General features: G+C 68.3%; 13 protein-coding genes and 1 tRNA gene. 7 read left to right on the top strand and 7 right to left on the bottom strand.

Features of this window, described 5'->3' with window-relative positions; translation table 11 throughout:
- Positions 1–102 precede the first annotated feature (102 nt).
- From FZC61_RS09545 to FZC61_RS09515, 7 genes are all read left to right on the top strand, one after another.
- The gene (locus FZC61_RS09545; protein ID WP_148613946.1) at positions 103–1,200 is read left to right on the top strand and encodes a YlbL family protein; all 1,098 of its coding nucleotides are present in this window, start codon (positions 103–105) and stop codon (positions 1,198–1,200) included.
- Entirely contained in the window at positions 1,197–1,955 is a 759-nt protein-coding gene (locus FZC61_RS09540; protein ID WP_211357195.1) for a PPA1309 family protein, read from the top strand. The genes FZC61_RS09545 and FZC61_RS09540 overlap by 4 nt, the downstream gene beginning before the upstream one ends.
- Entirely contained in the window at positions 1,952–5,083 is a 3,132-nt protein-coding gene (locus tag FZC61_RS09535; RefSeq protein WP_148613945.1) for a UPF0182 family protein, read from the top strand. Before FZC61_RS09540 ends, FZC61_RS09535 begins: the two co-directional genes overlap by 4 nt.
- 148 nt (positions 5,084–5,231) lie before the next feature.
- Entirely contained in the window at positions 5,232–8,366 is a 3,135-nt protein-coding gene (locus FZC61_RS23030) for a hypothetical protein (protein ID WP_170286049.1), read from the top strand.
- 64 nt (positions 8,367–8,430) lie between these two features.
- Positions 8,431–8,504 (top strand) — tRNA-Met (locus FZC61_RS09525).
- 182 nt (positions 8,505–8,686) lie between these two features.
- Entirely contained in the window at positions 8,687–8,908 is a 222-nt protein-coding gene (locus tag FZC61_RS09520) for a helix-turn-helix transcriptional regulator (protein WP_148613944.1), read from the top strand.
- A 15-nt stretch (positions 8,909–8,923) separates the two neighbouring features.
- Positions 8,924–10,120 carry a tyrosine-type recombinase/integrase gene (locus FZC61_RS09515; RefSeq protein WP_148613943.1) on the top strand — a complete coding sequence of 399 codons (1,197 nt, stop codon included), beginning with the start codon at positions 8,924–8,926 and terminating at the stop codon, positions 10,118–10,120.
- 90 nt (positions 10,121–10,210) lie between these two features.
- Here the strand turns inward: FZC61_RS09515 and FZC61_RS09510 are convergent, their stop codons facing one another.
- The 7 genes from FZC61_RS09510 to FZC61_RS09475 all read right to left on the bottom strand — a co-directional run bounded on the left by FZC61_RS09510 (position 10,211) and on the right by FZC61_RS09475 (position 19,271).
- Positions 10,211–11,179, bottom strand: coding sequence for a DUF7669 domain-containing protein (locus FZC61_RS09510; RefSeq protein WP_211357194.1), 969 nt, complete (start codon positions 11,177–11,179; stop codon positions 10,211–10,213).
- A 37-nt stretch (positions 11,180–11,216) separates the two neighbouring features.
- The gene (locus FZC61_RS09505) at positions 11,217–12,554 is read right to left on the bottom strand and encodes a hypothetical protein (RefSeq protein WP_148613942.1); all 1,338 of its coding nucleotides are present in this window, start codon (positions 12,552–12,554) and stop codon (positions 11,217–11,219) included.
- Positions 12,554–12,853: a hypothetical protein gene (locus tag FZC61_RS09500; RefSeq protein WP_148613941.1), complete on the bottom strand. Its 300-nt coding sequence runs from the start codon at positions 12,851–12,853 to the stop codon at positions 12,554–12,556. Before FZC61_RS09500 ends, FZC61_RS09505 begins: the two co-directional genes overlap by 1 nt.
- A gap of 119 nt (positions 12,854–12,972) precedes the next feature.
- On the bottom strand, positions 12,973–13,545 hold the full coding sequence (locus tag FZC61_RS09495) for a hypothetical protein (protein ID WP_148613940.1): 573 nt from the start codon (positions 13,543–13,545) through the stop codon (positions 12,973–12,975).
- A gap of 14 nt (positions 13,546–13,559) precedes the next feature.
- Positions 13,560–13,991, bottom strand: a complete 432-nt coding sequence (locus FZC61_RS09490; RefSeq protein ID WP_148613939.1) for a single-stranded DNA-binding protein — start codon at positions 13,989–13,991, stop codon at positions 13,560–13,562.
- Positions 13,992–14,347: 356 nt separating this feature from the next.
- The gene (locus FZC61_RS09480; RefSeq protein WP_148613937.1) at positions 14,348–14,758 is read right to left on the bottom strand and encodes a hypothetical protein; all 411 of its coding nucleotides are present in this window, start codon (positions 14,756–14,758) and stop codon (positions 14,348–14,350) included.
- A gap of 79 nt (positions 14,759–14,837) precedes the next feature.
- Entirely contained in the window at positions 14,838–19,271 is a 4,434-nt protein-coding gene (locus FZC61_RS09475; protein ID WP_148613936.1) for a protein NO VEIN domain-containing protein, read from the bottom strand.
- Positions 19,272–19,421 lie beyond the last annotated feature (150 nt).

The following is a 19,421-nucleotide window of genomic DNA, read 5'->3' as shown; positions in this document are numbered from 1 at the left end:
CCGCCGGGCCAGGCCGGCGGCAGCACGACCAGGAAGCGCGGGCGGGCGACGCGAGCCCACCGGCCGGGACCCGTATTGGAGCCGGATGAGAGGCTGGTGCGCATGAGTCAGCGCCTGATCGCAGCAGTGATCGCGATCCCTGCGGTCATCGCGCTGTTCGTCTACGCCTGGACCAGCCCGCTGCCCTACGCCTACTACCAGCCCGGCACGACCATCGACGTGCTCGGCACCGACGGGGCCGACGCCGAGGTCATCCAGGTCGACGGCGCCACGACGTACCCCGACGACGGCCAGCTGCGGATGACGACCGTGCAGGTGTCGCCGGCGGCGGTCAAGGGCGAGAAGGGCGGCGAGAGCCTCGTCGACCTGATCTCGACGTGGGCCAACCCCGACAACGCGGTCTACCCCTACGACGTCGTCCACCCCGACGGCGAGACCCTCGAGAGCAACCGCGAGGAGGGCCAGCTGCAGATGGCGACCTCGCAGGACGCCGCCGTCGAGGTCGCGCTGTCGGAGATGGGCATCGACGTCCCGCAGGTGCTGGCGATCACCGCGCTGACCCCGGGCAAGCCGGCGGAGAAGGTGCTGGAGGTCGACGACGTCATCCGCACCGTCGCCGGCACGAAGGTCGACGACGCCGGGCAGCTGGTCAAGCTCATCAGCGACAGCCCGGCCGGCAGGCCGCTCACCGTCGGCATCACCCGCGACGGCAAGGACCTCGACGTCTCGGTCGTGCCGGTCACCGAGGGCGGGCGCTCGCTGATCGGGATCACCCCCGAGGTCGCCGAGTACAAGTTCCCCTTCGACGTCAAGATCAACATCAACCCCAACATCGGTGGCCCCAGTGCCGGCCTGATCTTCTCCCTCGCCGTCTACGACACCCTCACCGAGGGGTCGCTGACCGGGGGACACGAGATCGCCGGCACCGGTGAGATCGCCCCCGACGGCACCGTCGGGCCGATCGGCGGCATCCAGCAGAAGATCGCCGGGGCCCGCGACGACGGCGCCGAGCTGTTCCTCGTCCCGATCGACAACTGCGCCGACGCCCTGGGCGCCGACAACGGCGACATGCGCCTGGTGATGGCGCAGACCATGCACGACGTCCGTCAGGCGCTGGAGAAGTACGCCGCCGACGACGACCCCGCCGACCTGCCGTCCTGCGAGGACGCTGCCGCCATCCTCTCCGGAGCTGCCTCATGAGCGAGACCGACCACACCGAGCCCGCACCGGCGGACGATCCGGCGGGCGATCCGGCGGGCGATCCGGCGGGCGATCCGGCGGGGGATCCGGCGGGGGAGGAGGCGTTCACCGCCGACCCGCGCTGGGGCGACCTCGAGGCCGACCCGGCCCTGGCCAGCGCGGTGATCGAGATCGAGCGCCACCTGGCCGGCGACGGCTGGGACCAGCCGGCCCGGCTCTACGCCCTGGTCGAGACCGCGAGCCTGGTCGTCCAGGAGCCGGCCCTGGCCGCGGCGATGGGCCTCGACGCCGACGCCGAGCGGGGCTCGCTGACCGCGGTCGAGCAGGAGATGGCCGACCCCACGACGCCGCTGGAGCAGGTCCTCGAGTCGATCCTGTGGCCCCCGACCGTCGACGGGTGCGCGGTGATGGTCGAGCGCCTGGTGCTGCCCCCCGGCTCCGACGACGAGCTGCCCGACGACGTCGCGGCCGCGCAGGCCTTCGCCCGCGAGCACCCCGATCGCCAGGAGGTCCGCATCGTCGCCGGCGCGACCCGCACCGGCTCGACGTACTGCGCGCTGCGCCTGAGGGCCCACGACCACGACACCTCGGTCGTCGGCGGTCTCGACCTGGTGCCCGGCCTGCTCCAGCTGCTGCACGCCACCCTCAGCGACGACACGACCGACGACACGACCGACGACACGACCGACGCCCCCCACATCCCTGACCCCCTCGGCACCACCGACACGCACGACGACAAGGACGAGACGCCGTGAGCGAGCTGTTCGACGACGACCCCCGGGCCACCCCGCCCCCGCGCGCATCCGGCGGGCGCTCACGGGCCCTGCTGATCACGGCGGTGACCCTCATCCTCGCGATCTTCGCGCTGACCGGTTTCGCGTCGATCTACACCGACCGACTCTGGTATCAGTCCGCGGGCTACGGCCAGGTCTTCAGCACGATGCTGTGGACCAAGGTCGTGTTGTTCCTGCTCTTCGGGACCCTGCTCGGCGGTGCGGTCGCGCTCAACATCTACCTCGCCTACCGGTTCCGGCCGCTGTTCCGGCCGACGTCGCGCGAGCAGTCGAGCCTCGACCGCTACCGCGACGTCGTCACGCCGATCCGTACCTGGCTGGTCGTCGGCATCGCCCTGGTCCTGGGCGCCTTCGCGGGAGCCTCCGGGCTCAGCCACTGGCGCACCTACCAGCTGTGGCGCAACGGGTCCTCCGTCGGGTCGCAGGACGCCTACTTCAACAAGGACATCGGCTTCTACCTCTTCGACCTGCCCTGGTGGCACTTCGTCGTCGACTTCACGATGGCCACGATGGTGCTCGCGATCATCGCGGCCCTGGTCACCCACTACCTCTACGGCGGCATCCGCCTCCAGGCCACCCAGGACCGGCTCTCGGGCTCGGCGCAGGCCCAGCTGTCGGTGCTGCTCGGCATCTTCGTGCTGGCCAAGGGTGTCGACTACTACCTCGACCGCTTCGACCTGGTCACCCAGAAGAACCGTCTCTTCACCGGCATGAACTACACGGGCGAGAACGCCGTGCTGCCGGCCAAGAACATCCTCATGGCCGTCGCGGTCATCTGCGCGGTCCTGTTCTTCCTCAACGTCTGGCGCCGCACCTGGCAGCTGCCGTCGGTGGGCCTGGCCCTGCTGGCGCTCTCGGCGATCCTGATCGGGATGATCTTCCCGGCGGTCGTCCAGCAGTTCCAGGTCAAGCCGTCGGAGGCCGACAAGGAAGCGCCCTACATCCAGAAGAACATCGACGCCACCCGGCAGGCCTACGACATCGCCGACGTCGAGCCGACGCCGTACTCGCCCAACACCGACCTGCAGAAGGTCGTCCAGGCCAACCTGCTCAGCGCGACCAGCACGACGCCGGTGATGGACCCCAAGCTCGTGTCGCCGGCGTTCGAGGCGCTGCAGCAGCAGTTCGGCTACTACTCGGTGCCGCCAGTCCTCGACGTCGACCGCTACACCGTCGACGGCAAGGACCGGGCGATGGTCCTCGGCGTGCGCGAGCTCGACCAGGCCGGGCTGAGCGACGACGCCCGCAACTGGTCCAACCTGCACACCGTCTACACCCACGGCGCCGGCATCATCGCGGCCTACGCCAACCAGCGTGACCGCACCGACGCGTTCAGCGCCGACACCACGACCGACTCCTCGGCCGCGACCTCGGGGCGCATCGAGTGGGCCCAGGGCCGCGGCAGCGAGGACGACCTCACCCAGGCGCTCGGCCTCGACACCTACGAGAGCCGGATCTACTACGGCGAGCGCAGCCCCGACTACTCCGTCGTCGGCAAGGCCGACGCCGGTGCCGACGACGTCGAGCTCAACCTGCCGGTCCCGGGCTCCGACCTCGGCGAGGCCACGACCTACGGCGGCGAGGGCGACGCCTCGGTCGGCAGCACCTTCAACCAGCTGATGTTCGCCATCAAGTTCGGCGAGCCCAACTTCCTGCTCTCGGGCCGCGTCAACGACAGCTCGAAGGTCCTCTACGTCCGCGACCCCCGCGAGCGGGTCGAGAAGGTCGCGCCGTGGCTCAACGTCGACACCGACGCCTACCCGGCGCTGGTCGACGGCAAGATCCTGTGGATCGTCGACGGCTACACCACGACCGACCGCTACCCCAACGCCCAGCGTGAGTCGTTCGACGCCATGATCAAGGACGCCCTGCAGACCAACACCGGCCTGCAGACCGTGCCGACTGACGAGATCAACTACATGCGCAACGCGGTCAAGGCGACCGTCGACGCCTACACCGGCGAGGTCACGCTCTACGCGTGGGACGAGACCGACCCGATCCTCAAGGCGTGGCGCGAGGTGTTCCCCGGCAGCGTCAAGGACCAGGACGAGATGTCCGAGCAGCTCCTCGACCACGTGCGCTACCCCGAGGACCTCTTCAAGGTCCAGCGCTACCAGTACGCCCGCTACCACGTGCAGTCGGCCAACGACTGGTACGAGAACAACGACCGCTGGGCCGTGCCGGTCGACCCGCAGGCGACCAGCACGTTCCAGGCGCCCTACCGGCTCTTCGTCGGCGACACCGCAACCGGTGCGGCCGACTCGTCGACCGACGTCCCGTCGACGAGCGGCGCGGCGTCCAACTTCGCGCTCACCTCGGTCTACGTGCCGTTCAACCGCGACAACCTGGCGTCCTTCGTGTCGGTCGACTCCGACGGCACCAGTCCCGACTACGGCAGGTTCAGCGTGCTCGAGCTGAGCAACGCCGACTCCGACAACCAGAACGACCAGACGTCGGGCCCGGGGCAGGTCGCCAACGAGTTCGTCAACGACACCGACATCAACGCCGCGTTGCAGCCCCTCAAGGTCAGCGGCGCCAAGATCACCTACGGCAACATGCTGACCCTGCCGGTCGAGGACGGGCTGATGTACGTCCAGCCGGTCTACGCCCAGAACCAGAGCAGCAACGCCAGCTACCCCGAGCTGCGCTACGTGCTGGTCAAGTACGGCGACGAGATCGGCTACGGCACCAACCTGCAGCTCGCCATCAAGAACCTCTACGGCGGCTCGCCCACGGTGACCAACCCGCCCGACGGCACCAACAACCCGCCGGCCACCGGGCAGACCCTGCAGGAGCTGCTCGACGCCTCGCTCGACACCGCCATCACGGCCTTCACCAGGGCCGAGACCCTCAAGTCCGAGGGCGACTTCGCCGGCTACCTGGTGCAGGTCGACCTGGCCCGCAAGGCGCTCGACCGGGTGGCGGGCTACCGCCAGCAGATCGAGAACGGCGCCGACCCGGACAAGGCGCCCACCCAGGAGCCGTCGGGCCAGCCCAGCGCCGGCAGCACCGACCAGCCGACGGGCGCCGCGACGACCGAGCCGACGGCCTCGGCGTCGCAGACGCCCGCGACGACGCCCGCGAGCTGATCCGCGGGTCCTCCCGGAGCCAGACCCTCGGCTCGTTCTCCGGGAGGACGCGCAGGTGGGTAGGATTCGGGCTGCATCCTGTAGCCCGTCCTGCACCCGTCCCCTGACGGATCGCGTCTCACGTCCGTCTCCCAGAACCCCGGAGCCCATGTCCTCGTCCTCCGCCTACTCCAGTGCCACGGAGCAAGCAGCCAAGCTGCGCCGCGACGCGGAGATGGCCGCGGCCGAGCAGGCGGCCGAGCGGATCGTCGCCGAGGAGCTCGCGACCGAGGCGATTCAGGCCCGCACCGTCGCCGAGCGGCTCGCCAAGGAGCACGCCGAGGCAGCAGCGGCCGCCCACGAGGCCCGCACCGTCGCGGAGGCCGCGGCGGCGACGTACGCCGAGCAGCGCCGGCAGGCCGAGGAGGCCGCGACCCGCGCAGCGCTGACCCGGGAGGCGGCCGAGCGCTCGGCCCGCGACCACGTCGAGCTGGCCGAGTCCGAGTCGGCCAAGCGGTCCTCGGCCGAGCGGCACGCCTCTGAGCTCGCCGAGCGGGTCGTCAGCACCCTCGCCGAGCGCGAGGCTGCCGAGGCCGCCGCCCGGCGCGAGGCGCTCAACGCCCAGGAGGCCTCCGCGGCCCGGGCGCGCGCCGAGGAGAACGCCAAGTACCTCGCCGAGCTCGCCGAGCAGGCCCTGGCCGACCGCGCCGAGAGCGAGCGCCGCGCGCTCGAGCTCTCCGAGGCCGCGGTCGTGGCCGCCGACGAGCACCTCACGATGCTGCGCGAGGCCCACGAGGAGCGTGAGCGGCTCGAGCGGATCGCCCGCGAGCAGGTCCGGGCTCGCACCTCCGCCGAGGAGGCCGCCCAGCGCCAGGCCACCCTGGCTGCCGAGGCCCACCAGGCGGCGCGCGACGCCGAGCTGCGTGCTCGCAGCACCGCCGACCAGGCCGCGGCCAAGGCCGAGGAGCACGCCGCGTTCGCCCGCCACGCCCTCGCCGAGCGCGAGACGGCCGAGGCGGCGCTCACCGAGCTCGCCGATGCACGTCGTGCCGCCGAGCAGTCGGCCGCGGAGCAGTCGGCGCTGGCCGAGCAGGCCATGCTGGCCCGCACCCAGGCCGAGGAACGGGCCCGCGACCTCGCCGACAGCGCGAGCGCCTCGGCCCAGGAGTACGCCGAGTTCGTCCGGCGCGCCGGGCTCGACCGCGACGAGCTGCAGTCGGTCGCCACCGAGCAGACCAAGGCCCGCACCCGCGCCGAGGAGATCGCCGCCGAGCAGGCCGAGCTGGCCCGCCTGGCGCACGTCGAGGCGACCCGGGCCGCCGAGATGGCCCAGCAGGTGGCGGCCGCGGCCGCGACCGCGGCCGAGGAGCACGCGTCGTTCGCCCGCCAGGCCCTCGAGGAGCGACGCGCGATCGAGGACCGCGTCGCCGAGATGGCCGAGGCGCGCCGCGCCGCCGACGAGGCGGCCGCGGTGCAGGCCGAGCTGGCGCGGGTCGCGCTGCTCGACCGCACCCGTGCCGAGGAGCAGGCCCGCGAGACCGCCGAGGCTGCGCGCCGCTCGGCGGCCGAGTTCGCGACGTTCGTCGAGCAGGTCGAGCAGGAGCGCTCGGTGCTGCAGGAGAACGCCCAGGAGCAGACCCGCGCCCGCGGTGAGGCCGAGCGCGCCGCCAGCCGCCACGCCGGGCTCGCCGCCGAGGCCCACGCCGCGGCCATGGACGCCGAGCTGCGGGCCCGCGAGGTGTCCGAGGCCGCCATCGCGAGCGCCGAGGAGTTCACCGCCTTCACCACGCGTGCGCTCGAGCAGCGCCAGCTCGCCGAGGCCGCGGCCGCCCAGAAGGCCGAGCTCGCCGAGCAGGCGTTCCTGGGGCGCGAGCAGGCCGAGATCAAGGCCCGCGAGCAGATCGAGCTGGTCCTCGAGGCCAACCGCATCGCTGCCATCAGCCAGGAGCAGGCGGCCTCGGCCGCCGAGGAGGCCCGGCTCGCCAACCAGCTGCGCACCTCGGTCGAGGACGCCGCCAAGAAGGCCTCCCGTGCCCGTCTCGAGGCCGAGGAGTCGGCCCGCGAGATGGCGCTGATCGCCGAGACCGCCGCGCAGCAGCGCCGCGAGGCCGAGCTGCGGGTGCGCGACGTCCACCAGCAGGCCGAGTCGCTGCTCAGCGAGCACCGCGAGTCGTTGCGCATCGCCCAGGAGCAGCTCTCGGGCGCCAAGCGCGAGGCCGCCGCCCAGGCCCAGGCCCGTGCCGACGCCGAGCGCACCGCGGCCCGCCACGCCCAGGCCCGCGCCGAGGCCGAGACCCGCGCCGCCGACCTCGCGATCCAACTCGCCGAGGCACGGGCCCGGCTGCTCGCCGTGCCCCGGCCCGCCACGCTCCCGGTCGCCGTCGAGGCCCCGGCCGCACCGGAGCCCGAGCCGGAGCCCGAGCCGGCCCCCGCCGTACGGGCCGAGACCGAGCCGCCCGCGGACGCCTCGGTCGCCGAGCCCGCCACGACGACCGGAGGGGTCGACCTCGACAAGACCGTGGGGGAGTCGGAGCCCGGCTCCGCGCGTCCGGTGCCCCCGCCTGCTCGGGCCGCTGTGCTGCCGCCGCCCGCGACGACCGAGCGCGCTGACGCTCCACGCACCCCCGCCACGCCGGGCCTGGCGCCGGCGTCGCTCACCGGCCTCGGACGACGCCTGGCGTCGCGCCTGCGCCCCGAGCAGCAGGCGGCTGCGGCCGAGCAGACCGACGCGGCCCCCGAGGAGCCTGAGCCTGCCGCCCGTGAGCAGCGCACCGCCGGGGCCGGTGCCGGCGACGACGGTTCCGGTGCCGCGGCCCTGGCCCCGGCGTCCGCTGGTGACTTCGCCGAGGTCCGCACCCACCGCACCCCGATGCGGGTCGCCGGGGGCATCGCCGTCGCTGCGGCCCTGACGTCGGCCGTCCTGCTGATCGCCGGTGGCTTCTCCGCGGTCCTGCTCGTCCCGGTCTTCGTCATGCTCATCGCGGCGTTCGTCGTGATCTTCCTGGGTGGCCGGACCTCCGAGGTCCGCCTCGAGTCCGGCGTGCTCCACCTGCGCCTGGGCGACGAGCGCCGCACCTTCGACCTGACCAACGACACCACCGTCATCGAGGTGCGCTCCGAGCCGACCAGCCCCGACTGGGCGATCGTCTTCGTACGCCGCGGCCTCGCCCCGGTCCAGGTCGACCGCCGCGTCGTCGACCCGCCGGCCTTCACCAGCGCGATGAACGTCTGGCGTCCCGACGTCTTCCAGACGTCGCACCAGACCTTGGACCAGTCCTCGGACCAGGGCCCGGACCAAGCCTGAGACCACCGTCACCGAACCCGGTTTTGGCAGTCCCGCACTGGTCCGGTAACGTTCTGTTCACCGACGCGGGGTGGAGCAGCTCGGTAGCTCGCTGGGCTCATAACCCAGAGGTCGCAGGTTCAAATCCTGCCCCCGCTACGAATTTCAGGCTCGGTTCCCTCTGGGGAACCGAGCCTGAAAGCTTTCTAACTTGACTCGGTCATCACAAAGTCATCACCTACTCGTCCAGCAGGTGTGCCCGGCGGCCCGCGCCGAGAACTGGCATGGACCGTCTCGGGGCGCCTTGGAGCCGCTCGGAGCGTCCAGCCCACCTACAGGGCATGAAGACCCAATTCCACCCGATCAGCGGACTCGAACCGCTGCTAAGCATCGAGGACCTCGCCGAGTACCTCGGCGTGCCGGTCACGACCATCTACGACTGGCGCGTGGACGGCAAGGGTCCCTGCGGCGTCCGCGTAGGGCGCCATGTGAAGTTCACCCGCAGCGACGTGCTCGCCTGGATAGACGCCCAGCGCGAACCTCGGCCCGGCGGGAAACCGTAAGGGCGGTGATCTGAGATGGGACGGCCACGCACCGCCATCGGCACCTTCGGTGAGTTCACCTACATAACCGCACCCAACGGCAAGACCAAAGCCCGGGTCCGGTTCCGCGACGACGACGGTCAGCTCCGTCTTGTCCAGGCCACTGGCGACACCCGCAAGGCTGCCGAGCGTGCCCTAAAGCAGAAGCTCACGCGCCGCGACAGCTACTCCGCCGGAGGTCGCGATCTGTCGGCCGACAGCACCTTCGGTCGGCTCGTCGAGGTGTGGCTCGCCGACCTTGACCTCACGGGCAGGCTCGCACCGAGCACCCGCGCGCTGTATGAGCGCAACATGCGCCAGCTCGTCATGCCAGCCTTCGAGAACAACTCGCTGCGCGAGGTAACCGTGCGCAGTGTCGACCAGTTCATCAAGAAGCTCGCTTCCACGAAGAGCTACAGCAGTGCGAAGCAGGCGCGCACCGTCCTGAGCCTCGCGTTCGGCCTGGCCGTCAGGTACGACGCACTGAAAGAGAACCCGGTGCGCGGCATCGCCAAGATGCACAAGCCGCCGTCGCAGGCGATGGCGCTTACGGTCGACCAGGTCGAGACGATCCGAACGGCGGTCCGTGCATGGCGGCGTGGCGAAGGTCTATCCGGCCCGAAGCCCGACGGGCAGTTGGAGCAGATCATCGAGGTCATGCTCGGCACGTCCGGGCGCATCGGCGAGGTGCTCGCGATGCGCAAGTGCGATGTCGACGTAACCAAGTCGCCGGCAACGGTCCGCATCTGCGGCACGATCATCTCGCCGGCGGGTGGGCCGACCTACCGGCAGAACCACCCCAAGACGGAGAAGTCGACAAGGGTGGTGTCGGTCCCGAGCTTCACAGCCGAGGTTCTGCGCGAGCGCCTCGTTGCGGTGGTCGACGAACCGCCCGAGCACTTGCTGTTCTTCAGCCGGAACCACACCCCCCTGACGACGAACAACGTGCGTCGCCGTCTGCGGACCATCCTGGCTGAGGCTGGCATCGCCGACGTCACGCCGCACGCGTTCCGGCGCACGGTAGCGACGGTGCTAGACCGCGCCAGCGGCCCCGATCTGGCGGCCGAGTTGTTGGGGCACACGTCATCGAAGATCACCAAGCAGCACTACATCGAGCCCGACGAGACAGTCGACCCGGTGACCGCCGAGATCCTGGAGTCTCTCGCTCCGAGGAGGAAGCGCGATATGGACTGACGGCAAGGCCTGCCGGAGGTTTCGTCGACGTTACGCCGCTACCCATCCGACACGGTGGAGGCCGATCTGGCGGCGGTGCGCAGCATGGCCCTAATCGCCTGACGCGTGTGCCCTGCCCGGGTACCCGCCTTCGATGAAGAAGATCATGTCCACGACTTTGGCGCGGGTGTAGAGCCTCGTAGTTGGCTGGCCAGTCGTGAAGTCGAGAGTGGGCTGGCGCAGCGCATCGATAGTGTGAGCGTTCGCTCGATAGAACTCGCCGACCCGCCGCAGCGATCCCTGGCTGAAGGTTGAGACGCCGAAGCCCTTCTTGAAGTAGGTGTCGAACGCTGGGACGCAGCCGAAGACACCGAGCATCACCTTGGTGACCAGAATGTCGGACGCTTGGACCGGGCGGAGCGCACTACGAATGTCAAGGGCTGCTCGGTACACCAGCTCGATGCCTTCAGCGTCGTAGGCGTCGAGGTCGAGGTCCCAGACTGCCGGCGGAATGCTGGCGATGGTTTCAACGAGGGGCACCAGATGTCGGGCGCTTCGCTGGAGCAGCTCGGAGGAGCCTCGCAGCATGCCCCAACTGGCCAGGTAGAACCCGAGCTGCAGGCAACTGACCTCCATGCCGGTGGGGTCACCCCAAACTGCGACCGCCGTCCGGTGCTGCTGGAAGTGGTTGAAGCAGTAGTCGAAGGACGCGTACCGAGCACTCGGGCCGCGATCGCGGAGATACCTCTCGACGGCCACTTCGATGTTCACTTCGTCCGGCTTCTGTTGAATCGCCGTGTTGCGCTGGCCTTCTTGACGCCCGCGGACAGGCTCCGCGTCCCCATCCGAGCGGCGGTAGAGACCGTGTCCGACCCGCGTGATGAGCGGCTCTCGGTTCGCAAACATGCCTCGCGATGCGGCGGAAGCATTCGAGGTCGCGCCCTGTATGTGCGCCCGGAGCGACTGCTCCTTCACGTCCGGGTAGTGATGGCGGAACCAACCGACGATCTCGGAGGCTCGGAAGGGTTCAGCGAGGTATTGCACGCACTCTTCGAGTCGCTCCCAGATCGTTTCGGCCATGGGCTGATCTTCGTCCACGTGCGGTCTGTCCGCCGCGTTACATGCCAAGCGTGCTGCCACCAGGATTGGGACGATGCACGATCGCGGAATGCAGTTCGGCTCGGCTCCGGGCGGCACCTCGCGGCGGGGATGGCGGCTCGGGCGTCGGGCGGAGTCGGTCGCGGACGAGTTCGACGATGGGGGTGTGGTCGGTCTCGCCGAGCGGGATGTAGCGCTCCCTGGGTGGCGCAACCATCTGGCCGCTGTTCTCGACGATGCGCGGCATCTTCATCCGGGTGAAGTAGAGATTTCGCTTGATGCCAGCGTCGATAACGTCGGCGATCCGGGTGTCGAGTTGGGTGAAGAGAGTGGTGAACGCGTGCAGGACGCGCCGGTCGAAGCCTGCGTCGGGGCGGACCGCTCTGAGCCTGCTGACAGCGTTGGCGCCCTCAACTACCGCGAGCCCACCCGTTCCGACCTGGCCACCGACCTCGCGCAACTCGTGTTGGAGATCGAGGTAGGTCTGTGCCCGACTGAGCCACGCTTGTTGGAGGTCCGGGTCGATCTTTGCGGCCAGCTTCGCGAGTCCTTGGGATAGGAGTCGCTGTGAGTCGACCACGAGGCGCAGGTTCGTCGCGCTGGGAAAGGACTGCATCCGAATCACGAGGTTGTGCTCGGCCTGGAGTACTCCGAGTAGACCTGGTTTGGCGGGTCCGGGGATGATCTTGGTCTTGGGGCGCCAGCCGCGCATGTCGATCGCATAGTCGGGCGGCTCCAGGCTGGCGTCGAGGGCGCATGCCAAGGCTGCCCAGCCGAGCCGGTCGGAGCGGTGGAGCTTCTCCCAACCGGGGATCGTCGAGTAGCGCCGGTCGAGCACGATCAGGGCACGGACGGTGGCGGCGACGTCGCCGATGAGCGTCTGGGTCTGCCGGGTGTCGAGGCTGCCGTAGTCGAGCCCGGCTTCGAAGTCCTGCTCGCCCAGCGCCGCGGCACGGGCGATCTGTCGCCAGTGTTCGACCATCGGCAGGTCGTGAGGAGTGATCAGCTCCTCCAGGCCAGGCAGGCGTGCGGTCGATGCTTCGACAGTCTGGTTGAGGGCGTTCCCTAAGGCTGCCAATCCGCCGTGCTGAATGGCGGGCAGGCGAAACGGGTTCGCGACGGTCGGGTTCAGGTTGCTGGCCGCCCGTGGTGCCACAGCTGCAACGGCCTCCTGGCACCACACGAGGGCGGACTGCCGGTAGCGGCGGATCTGCTCGCCGATCTGGCGGCGCTCAGCCTCGGTCGTCGTGACCGGGACCGTGTGGGTGCCACCACCCCCGATCCGGAGCTGGACACGGTGCTGTTTCAGCAGCGACGACAGCTCTGCGCGCAGTAGTGCGCTGTTCTCGCCGTACATCAGGGCTCGTCCAGTGCCCGGGCGTCCTCCAGCGCGGCAAGGAGCAGCTCCATCTGGAGGGCATCGAGGCCGTAGTCGAGGAGCTGTTGGACAGCCGAGACAGCGACCGCCATGAGGATGTCGCGGTCGTCGGTGATACCGAAGGTGTCGAGAGCGGGTACGTCGTCGCCGTGAGCCCAGTCCAGTTCGATGAGGGCACGCTCGAAGGCGGAGGAGGCCTCGACGGTATGGGCGTGATCAGCGAGAGCTGCGATATGGGAGCGGGCCTCGACAAGGGTGACTGCGTGGGCAAGCAGCATGGGCTATGCCTTTCGGTGGAATGGGCACGACCAACCACCGTGCGGCTGGCGGCGGGGTCGTTCGCGGCGAGTTGTTCAAGCTGTGGACAACTCGGTGTGGTGGACATCCTGCGAACGCGCTACGAGGCGGTGCGGACCTGCTCCTCGATGGATCGGCGGGCGGCGACGTCGTCGCGCACAAACAGGAGGAAGTCGGCGTAGCGGTCGACGACCTCGACCTCGCCGCCGGTCTCGCGGAGGGCTTCGCCGGGCCAGGTGGTCTGTCTCGTGGGACGATCACGGTCGAGTCGGCAGCCGGCCGTGGAGACCCACTCGCGCAGCCGGTTGCGGCACTCGGCGAAGTCGCGATGCCACCCGATCGGCCCCGAGGGTGTGCCCTCGGAGTTGTACGCGTTGAGCCAGTGGGTGTGCAGGGCGGAAAGTTCCCAGACGAGCTCGTCGTGGCGGTGCCAGTACGGCGGCACCACCGTCGGCGGAAGGCCGTACGTCAGGCGAAGCCAGCCGACCCAGGCGTCGAGGTCGGTCCACTCCGCCATCGCCTCGTCAGCCGAGAGCAGGTTCCAGTTGATCGGGCGAAGCGGGTCTTGGTCGTCGAAGTCGGCGGTCCCGAACACCTCGTCGGGACCGCCGTACTCCGAGTCGCCGTCCTCGTTGTCCAGCAGGGTCTGCTGGCCGTGAAGGTCGGTGCTCATCGTTCTCACACCCGTCAGATGCCGACGGTCTGGGGAGACTCGTTGACAACCGTCATCTCGTTGGTCGGTGGGTCGGGCTGCTTGGCCGGGTTGCGGTCCACGACGTAGCGGGTGCGGGCGCAGTCGTGCCCGATGCGACGGGCGACGAACTGCTCACGGATTTCACTGGGACCGCCGGGGCGCTCCTGCTCGTACTCGTGGACGTAGCCCGAGGCGACGATCTGGTCACCGGGCTTGAACCTCGGGTACGCCCGCTCGGCCGCACGGTCGAAGAGCACCAGGTCGCAGTAGACCGGGTCGAGCTTGGTGAACGAACCGTCGACTTCCTTGCGGTGCTGCTCGATGCCGACCCGGCAGTAGAACCGGGCGTGGCCCTTGCCGGTGAAGGTCAGCTCCGGCGCGGTGGCGATAAACCCCTGAAGGCTCATCTGGGTGGGAATCGTCATCACTGACTCCTGACGTCGGGCGGGTGCCCGGATGGCAGCCGCTCTTAGGAGTCAGGTGTGCGGGCTACTCCCTGGGCGCAATGCCGACGAACACGCCGCCGAACTTCGCTTCCCCCATGTGGCATTCGACGCCGTCAATCCACACTGTTCCATCCCGCGTCACTTGGTCACACACGCTCTCGTCGTCGAGGTGGGCGGCCTCGAATCCACCACCAAGCGAGGTGTTGTGCCCATCTACGCGACGCCCGGCTCGGCAGACGGGCTTCGAGTAGCACTCGTCGCAGATGGTGTTGTACTGCCAGGCTCGGCCGATTGCGGGCCGACCGCAGATGGGGCATGGGTGGGCGAGTTCGCCGTCACCGCCCATCTCCATGATCCAGTCGTTCGCCGCGAGCGGCGTCCTCCTGGGTCGCGCTGCGAGCATGCCGGCGGAGGAAGATGTAGATGTAGTCAGCCCGTGCGATGTCGGTGACGCCAACCCTCTCCGCCTCTGGCAGTTGGCCGACACTGTCGAGTCCGGCGACCAACGCGCCGACGGCGGCTCGCTGCCAGTCGTTGAGATCGTCGAGAGTGATCGACCGATTTCGGTGTCGGTTATCGCGCCAGAATGCCTCGATCTCTCGAACCCGCTCGCGATCTCCGCCAGGGTCGATTGACCATACGTTGCCGCCGTCGAAGGCGAAGATCACGAGCCCTCGGTCGCAGGCAAAGGCCAAGCCTCCGTCGCGCTCGTCGGCATTGAAACCCGGGTGGGTGATCTCCTTCACCGTCGTAGGGTCGTTCGCCCACTCGGCCGTTGCGGATGCGGCCCCCTCGCGCGTGACCTCGCCTTGTCCTCGCGACACGTTAGTCGTCCGACTCGGGCGTTTGCCGGAGCGACAGTTTGAGTTCGTCGGCTGCTGCGAACTCTCTGACGCGGAGCTGAACTGTCCGCTTGCGGATTACGTCCTCTGTCTTCGAGGATGCGAGGGTGCCAAAGGGGTCTTGAACGGCGCGGACGAACGGGGCCGCATGTTGGAGGTCGGCGCGGAGGTTACCAACCAAGTAGAGCCAGAAGCGGTGTCGCACACTGCCGCCGGCCGTCTTCCACTCGTTCCAGCTCATCGCCTGAACCTGCGCATCGACTCCAGAGGACTTGAGTTCGATCATGCGGTCGATCTCGGTTCCGTCGATCGTAAGGATGTCGAAGCCGGGAAACAGGTCGCTGATTCCCTGACTCTGAAGAGTTTCAGAGACCGCCTTCACGACGGCGGATTGGGCGATGGCTTCTTTGATCATGCTGGGGGAGCTGACGTCGACAATCAGTACGTCCGCATTTGGTGCGGGCTCGTCACTAGGCAGGACGGCGGTGGAGCGTCCGGGGAAACGACGCTGCTCGAACGCGAACGTGATACGCATGCCGAGTCGATCCAGCTCGCTTAGGTCGGTGCCCTGTGCTGCTCGTGGGGCGCCGCGTGAGCCGCTGAGCGAATTCACGTCTGTGGTCGATCCACCAGCATGGCTCCTTCCGCCAGTCGACGTCTTGGGAGCTGCTCCCGTGACTCGTATGACTTCACCGTCAATGAGGAGATCCTCGAAGGTGTGAAGCGGGACGCGAGATGCGACTTGCTGCGCCGTCGGCGGTGCCTGTGTCCGGGTCCCCGCGTCAGCCTCCGTTGATTCTCCGTCGGTCTGGAACTCGCGGCTCTCGGCGCTGGCGCCGTCGTCCTCCGTGTCGGAGTCGTCATCGCCGTCGGCGAGTTCTTCCGCGACCTCCTGCCACTTATCGGATGCACCAGCAAGGTCAAGGAGCTGTCGACGCATCCCGGGGCTGGCGTTGATGAAGGAGAGGAACGTCTCGACCGTGTTGACTTCGAGGGCTTCGGCTAGCGCCATCGCGAGAGCCTGAGCGTCCTCCGCAACTGGCGGCCACGGAGGTCCTGTCCAAACGACGAAGCCTTGGAACTCGTCGGCGTCGGTGCGGCGTACGTGGTAGGCCCGCTGGGGGATGCCCCCTAGGTCCTCTCCTCGGAACGCACAGCTCATCGAGAGTGATTCGACCGGCTCTATCCGTTGCGCGAACTCGGTGAGCACCTTCTTGTCGAGGCGGCTTCGGTCTGCGCGATCGGCGCTGAGGCGTGCGAGAAGTGGCGGGAGGAGTTCAATCAGTCCTTGTCGGAAGCTTGCCATTTGGGTGTCGTCGAGTACGTGCTCCCCGGGCTGGACGCTCCACTCCAAGGCCTGCTCCAGGAGGGGTGCTCCGAAGAGCTCGCGTAGCGGCCGGTTGGCCCCGGGCTCCGCCTCCAGAACGAAGAGAGGTACGCGATCCTGCACCCCGCTTCGTTCACGGCTTCCGGACACCGATGCGTACAAGATGTCCTGTGCGGGGAGGAACGCGATGCCTGCGGACGTGCGCGCGGCGAGCGGAGAATCACCGAGCGGCATCTGGCCGTCGGAGCTGGTGCCCGCGAGCAGTTCGAATAGCTCCCGGTAGATCGGCCGGAGTTCTCGGCGTGCGACCTGCTCGGTCACTCCGTCGGCGTAGACCTGGGACAGTCGAATGCATAGTTCGCGTGCGTCGTCGATCGTGAACGCTGCGGGTGTCAGCTCGCCACGAACTTGGAGCTCGTCCAGGCAGGCGCGAAGTTGAGCCGCCGACACGCCTTGGGGCTGGCTGAGGACGGGGAGGTAAGTGTCCGCGTTGCGTCCGCTACGCCCGAGCCTTCGTGCGAGCTCATCGGTGCGCCGCCAGGTCTGGTTCGGACGACGCGGGCCGTGGCTGGTCGGGCAGATCGCGTGGTTGCGGAGGCGGTGGAGCCAGAAGTCTGGACCGCCAGTAGCAATCTCTTCGGTTGTTGCGCGCTGCGGGGCGTTGCGTGAAGACGGCCACTTACCAGAGCCCACCAGAGCAAGCTCAGCCTGCGTGTGCTGAGAGTAGGAGGACCAGTTCCGCACGAGATGTTGGAGCAGCTCAGCGGCGACGTCGTTGCTCTTCCGCTGCGCGACGACGGCGATTTCATCGAGGCGGTCGAGGTTGTGCGCCTGGTAGAGGTAGTGGTCTGTGGAGTCCCAGCGTGGGTCTGCTTTGAGGGAGCCAATCAAGGCAGCCCGGTAGTCCGACCAAGCGTCGTTCAGACCGGCGAAGGCCCAACCGCCGGGGAGTCCAAGGCCCTTCGTGCTGGTCCAGCCCGTGCCAGTGTCATCGACATCATGGAAGTGGACGAGGCGTAACCCCCGGCTGACTCCCAGCCACGCGAAGAAGTTGCGCCATCTATCGTCGACCGTCGTTTCCAATGCTTCGTCTGTGTCGTCTTCGAGGTCGACTTCACCCTCGTCGTCATCGGGCTGTTGGTGGGCTCCATCGTCCTCGTCGGCGTGGACTCCGATCGCGCCGGAGTAGGCGGCGAATGCCTCAGGTGCTGCCAGGAACCTGACGTCTAGCCGCTCGCCAGCCGCCGCCATCGCGTCGACGATCCCCTCTACGGAGTCTTCGCCGATCCAGTCGCGCCCGAAGTACACCTGGTGAGCGGGCGCCCAGGTGAGGTCGCCGTCGCGATCTGAGCGGCATGGCACCTCGAGGCGGCTCAGGTTGAAGAAGGCGCGGTCTGAGCCAAGGCGGCCCATCGGGAGCGGGTGGTCTGCCTTGGTGGTCTTGCCGGCAAGGCGGCATATCGTTGCGAGGGCTTCGATTGAGCGGTTTGCCTCCCTGAGCTCGGTATCAACTCCGCCGGTTCGAGTGAGGCCAGGGAGCACAGAGGCGCGCATGACTTCCTCGAAACGAAACTCCTTGATGCTAAAGAGTGCGTCCCAAGCCTTCATTCGGTCTTCGAGGACGGAACGCTGCTCGGAGCGACCGAGCTGTCCCCAGCAGACTGCGTGGGCCAGAAACCGGATTCGACGGAGCGGAAGTTCCTCCGCCGAAGACGCGGGTGGATAGAAGGCGCTCTCTTCGCCGAGAGCAATGCGGCGGACCGTCCCGTCTTCGTTCTCGCCGACGGGGAAGATGGGCTCGGTGGAAGCAGTCGCTTCGAGGTCCTGCCGCTCGTCCGCGTCCGCCCGTTCCCACATGAGCGTGCAGAGGTCGAGTAACGGGTCAACGCGGTAACGGGTGTCAGGTCCCAGTCGAAGTGCGGTCTTGGACTGGTCCGAGTAACGGGCGAGCGTCTGAAGCGATTCGGCGGCAGTGAGCGCGGTGGCTCCGTAGTCGGCGCACACTGCTGTCAGCTCGCCGTCGCAGAACTCTGGATCTGGGAATCGTCGCCCGGAGACCTGAGTGCTGGCCTTCAGCAACTTCGTGAAATGAGGTCCAGACTCGCCGAGTAGTGATGACGGGAATACGACATCTCCGAGGGTGAGGGTCTCGCCGTTGGCAGGAAAGAGAGGAGTCGATGAGAGCTGCTGGGCCAGCGCTTCGGTCAGCAGGCTGGCCGCAGGGCCAGCCTCTCCGCCGAGGCGGTCGAGCACGCGAAGGACGTAGCGCAGGCCCCCTTGTCCAAGGAGATGCGGCAGGAGCAAGTGAACGAACGTCTCGGCTGCTTGACGAACGAGATAGCCGTTGTAGTTATCGCGGGAGCTGCCGACCTGGACATGCTGCCGTGAGAGGTCGGTGGTGAACGCCCCGTTGACCAGAAGCGAGCAACCCGAGGGCTCCTGTGTTGGCAAGAAGACGTGGAACCTCCGGTTCGGCGCCTCGACGCGGGGATCGTCAGCGTCCCGCACTGCTACCGAGACCTCTGTGACATCGACCCCGGCCCATGCCGGCCCGGAGAGCCCGTCCCGGTTGTCGCCAATCTGGACCTCGGCATTGTGCGCCACCCAATAGCGGTCACCTTCTCCGTCCTTGTTGAGGAGATCCACTCGATAGAGGCCGGTCTGGTCAAGGCCGCTGCACCGCTCGATCACACCATCGGACACGCGGTGACGCTCCAGCAACCACTGACGATCCGCCTCTTCTGTTGCGGTATCGACTTCGATGACCACCTCTTCAAGGTGCTTCAGGAAGAGGACGCTAGTCATTGGCAGGGTCAGCAACTGGCGGGCGAGGCCAGCGAGCTGGTCCTTCGTGATTCCGTCGTGGAACGGGAAGCGAAATGCTGTGCGGAAGCCATCCGACTGGAGGCTGCGCCACGTAGCGGGGTGGTGCGCAATAGGCGATGGGAAGCGCATAGCAGGAACGTCGCGGACGTCGCCACGGTCGAGGCTGGTCCAGAGTTCCGAGACCTGGTCGACGGCGTTCTCCTTGCCCAATCGGAAGGCAACGGATTCGGAGTACGCCTCCGGCGCATCGGTGATCTCCAGCACAGACTTGAATCCCAAACCCTTGTTGAATCGCCCTGGGTTCTGTAGAGGCTCGGGCTATTGGATTCCGACCAGGGGTTGGTCGGTCCTGGCACGAGCGTAGAACGTGTCCTCGTACTCGTCGGGTGGGACGTCGCCGAGGTAGCCGTGGAG

Origin of the sequence: Nocardioides rubriscoriae, from assembly GCF_008087085.1 — a bacterium.
Lineage (GTDB): Bacteria > Actinomycetota > Actinomycetes > Propionibacteriales > Nocardioidaceae > Nocardioides > Nocardioides rubriscoriae.
This window is presented reverse-complemented; position numbering and strand designations above follow the sequence as displayed.

Excerpts from the sequence above, each read along its gene's own strand:
- FZC61_RS09545 (WP_148613946.1), top strand. The coding sequence starts at position 103 with ATGAGTCAGCGCCTGATCGCAGCAGTGATCGCGATCCCTGCGGTCATC.
- FZC61_RS09540 (WP_211357195.1), top strand. The coding sequence starts at position 1,197 with ATGAGCGAGACCGACCACACCGAGCCCGCACCGGCGGACGATCCGGCG.
- FZC61_RS23030 (WP_170286049.1), top strand. The coding sequence starts at position 5,232 with ATGTCCTCGTCCTCCGCCTACTCCAGTGCCACGGAGCAAGCAGCCAAG.
- FZC61_RS09520 (WP_148613944.1), top strand. The coding sequence starts at position 8,687 with ATGAAGACCCAATTCCACCCGATCAGCGGACTCGAACCGCTGCTAAGC.
- FZC61_RS09515 (WP_148613943.1), top strand. The coding sequence starts at position 8,924 with ATGGGACGGCCACGCACCGCCATCGGCACCTTCGGTGAGTTCACCTAC.
- FZC61_RS09510 (WP_211357194.1), bottom strand. The coding sequence starts at position 11,179 with ATGGCCGAAACGATCTGGGAGCGACTCGAAGAGTGCGTGCAATACCTC.
- FZC61_RS09505 (WP_148613942.1), bottom strand. The coding sequence starts at position 12,554 with ATGTACGGCGAGAACAGCGCACTACTGCGCGCAGAGCTGTCGTCGCTG.
- FZC61_RS09500 (WP_148613941.1), bottom strand. The coding sequence starts at position 12,853 with ATGCTGCTTGCCCACGCAGTCACCCTTGTCGAGGCCCGCTCCCATATC.
- FZC61_RS09495 (WP_148613940.1), bottom strand. The coding sequence starts at position 13,545 with ATGAGCACCGACCTTCACGGCCAGCAGACCCTGCTGGACAACGAGGAC.
- FZC61_RS09490 (WP_148613939.1), bottom strand. The coding sequence starts at position 13,991 with ATGACGATTCCCACCCAGATGAGCCTTCAGGGGTTTATCGCCACCGCG.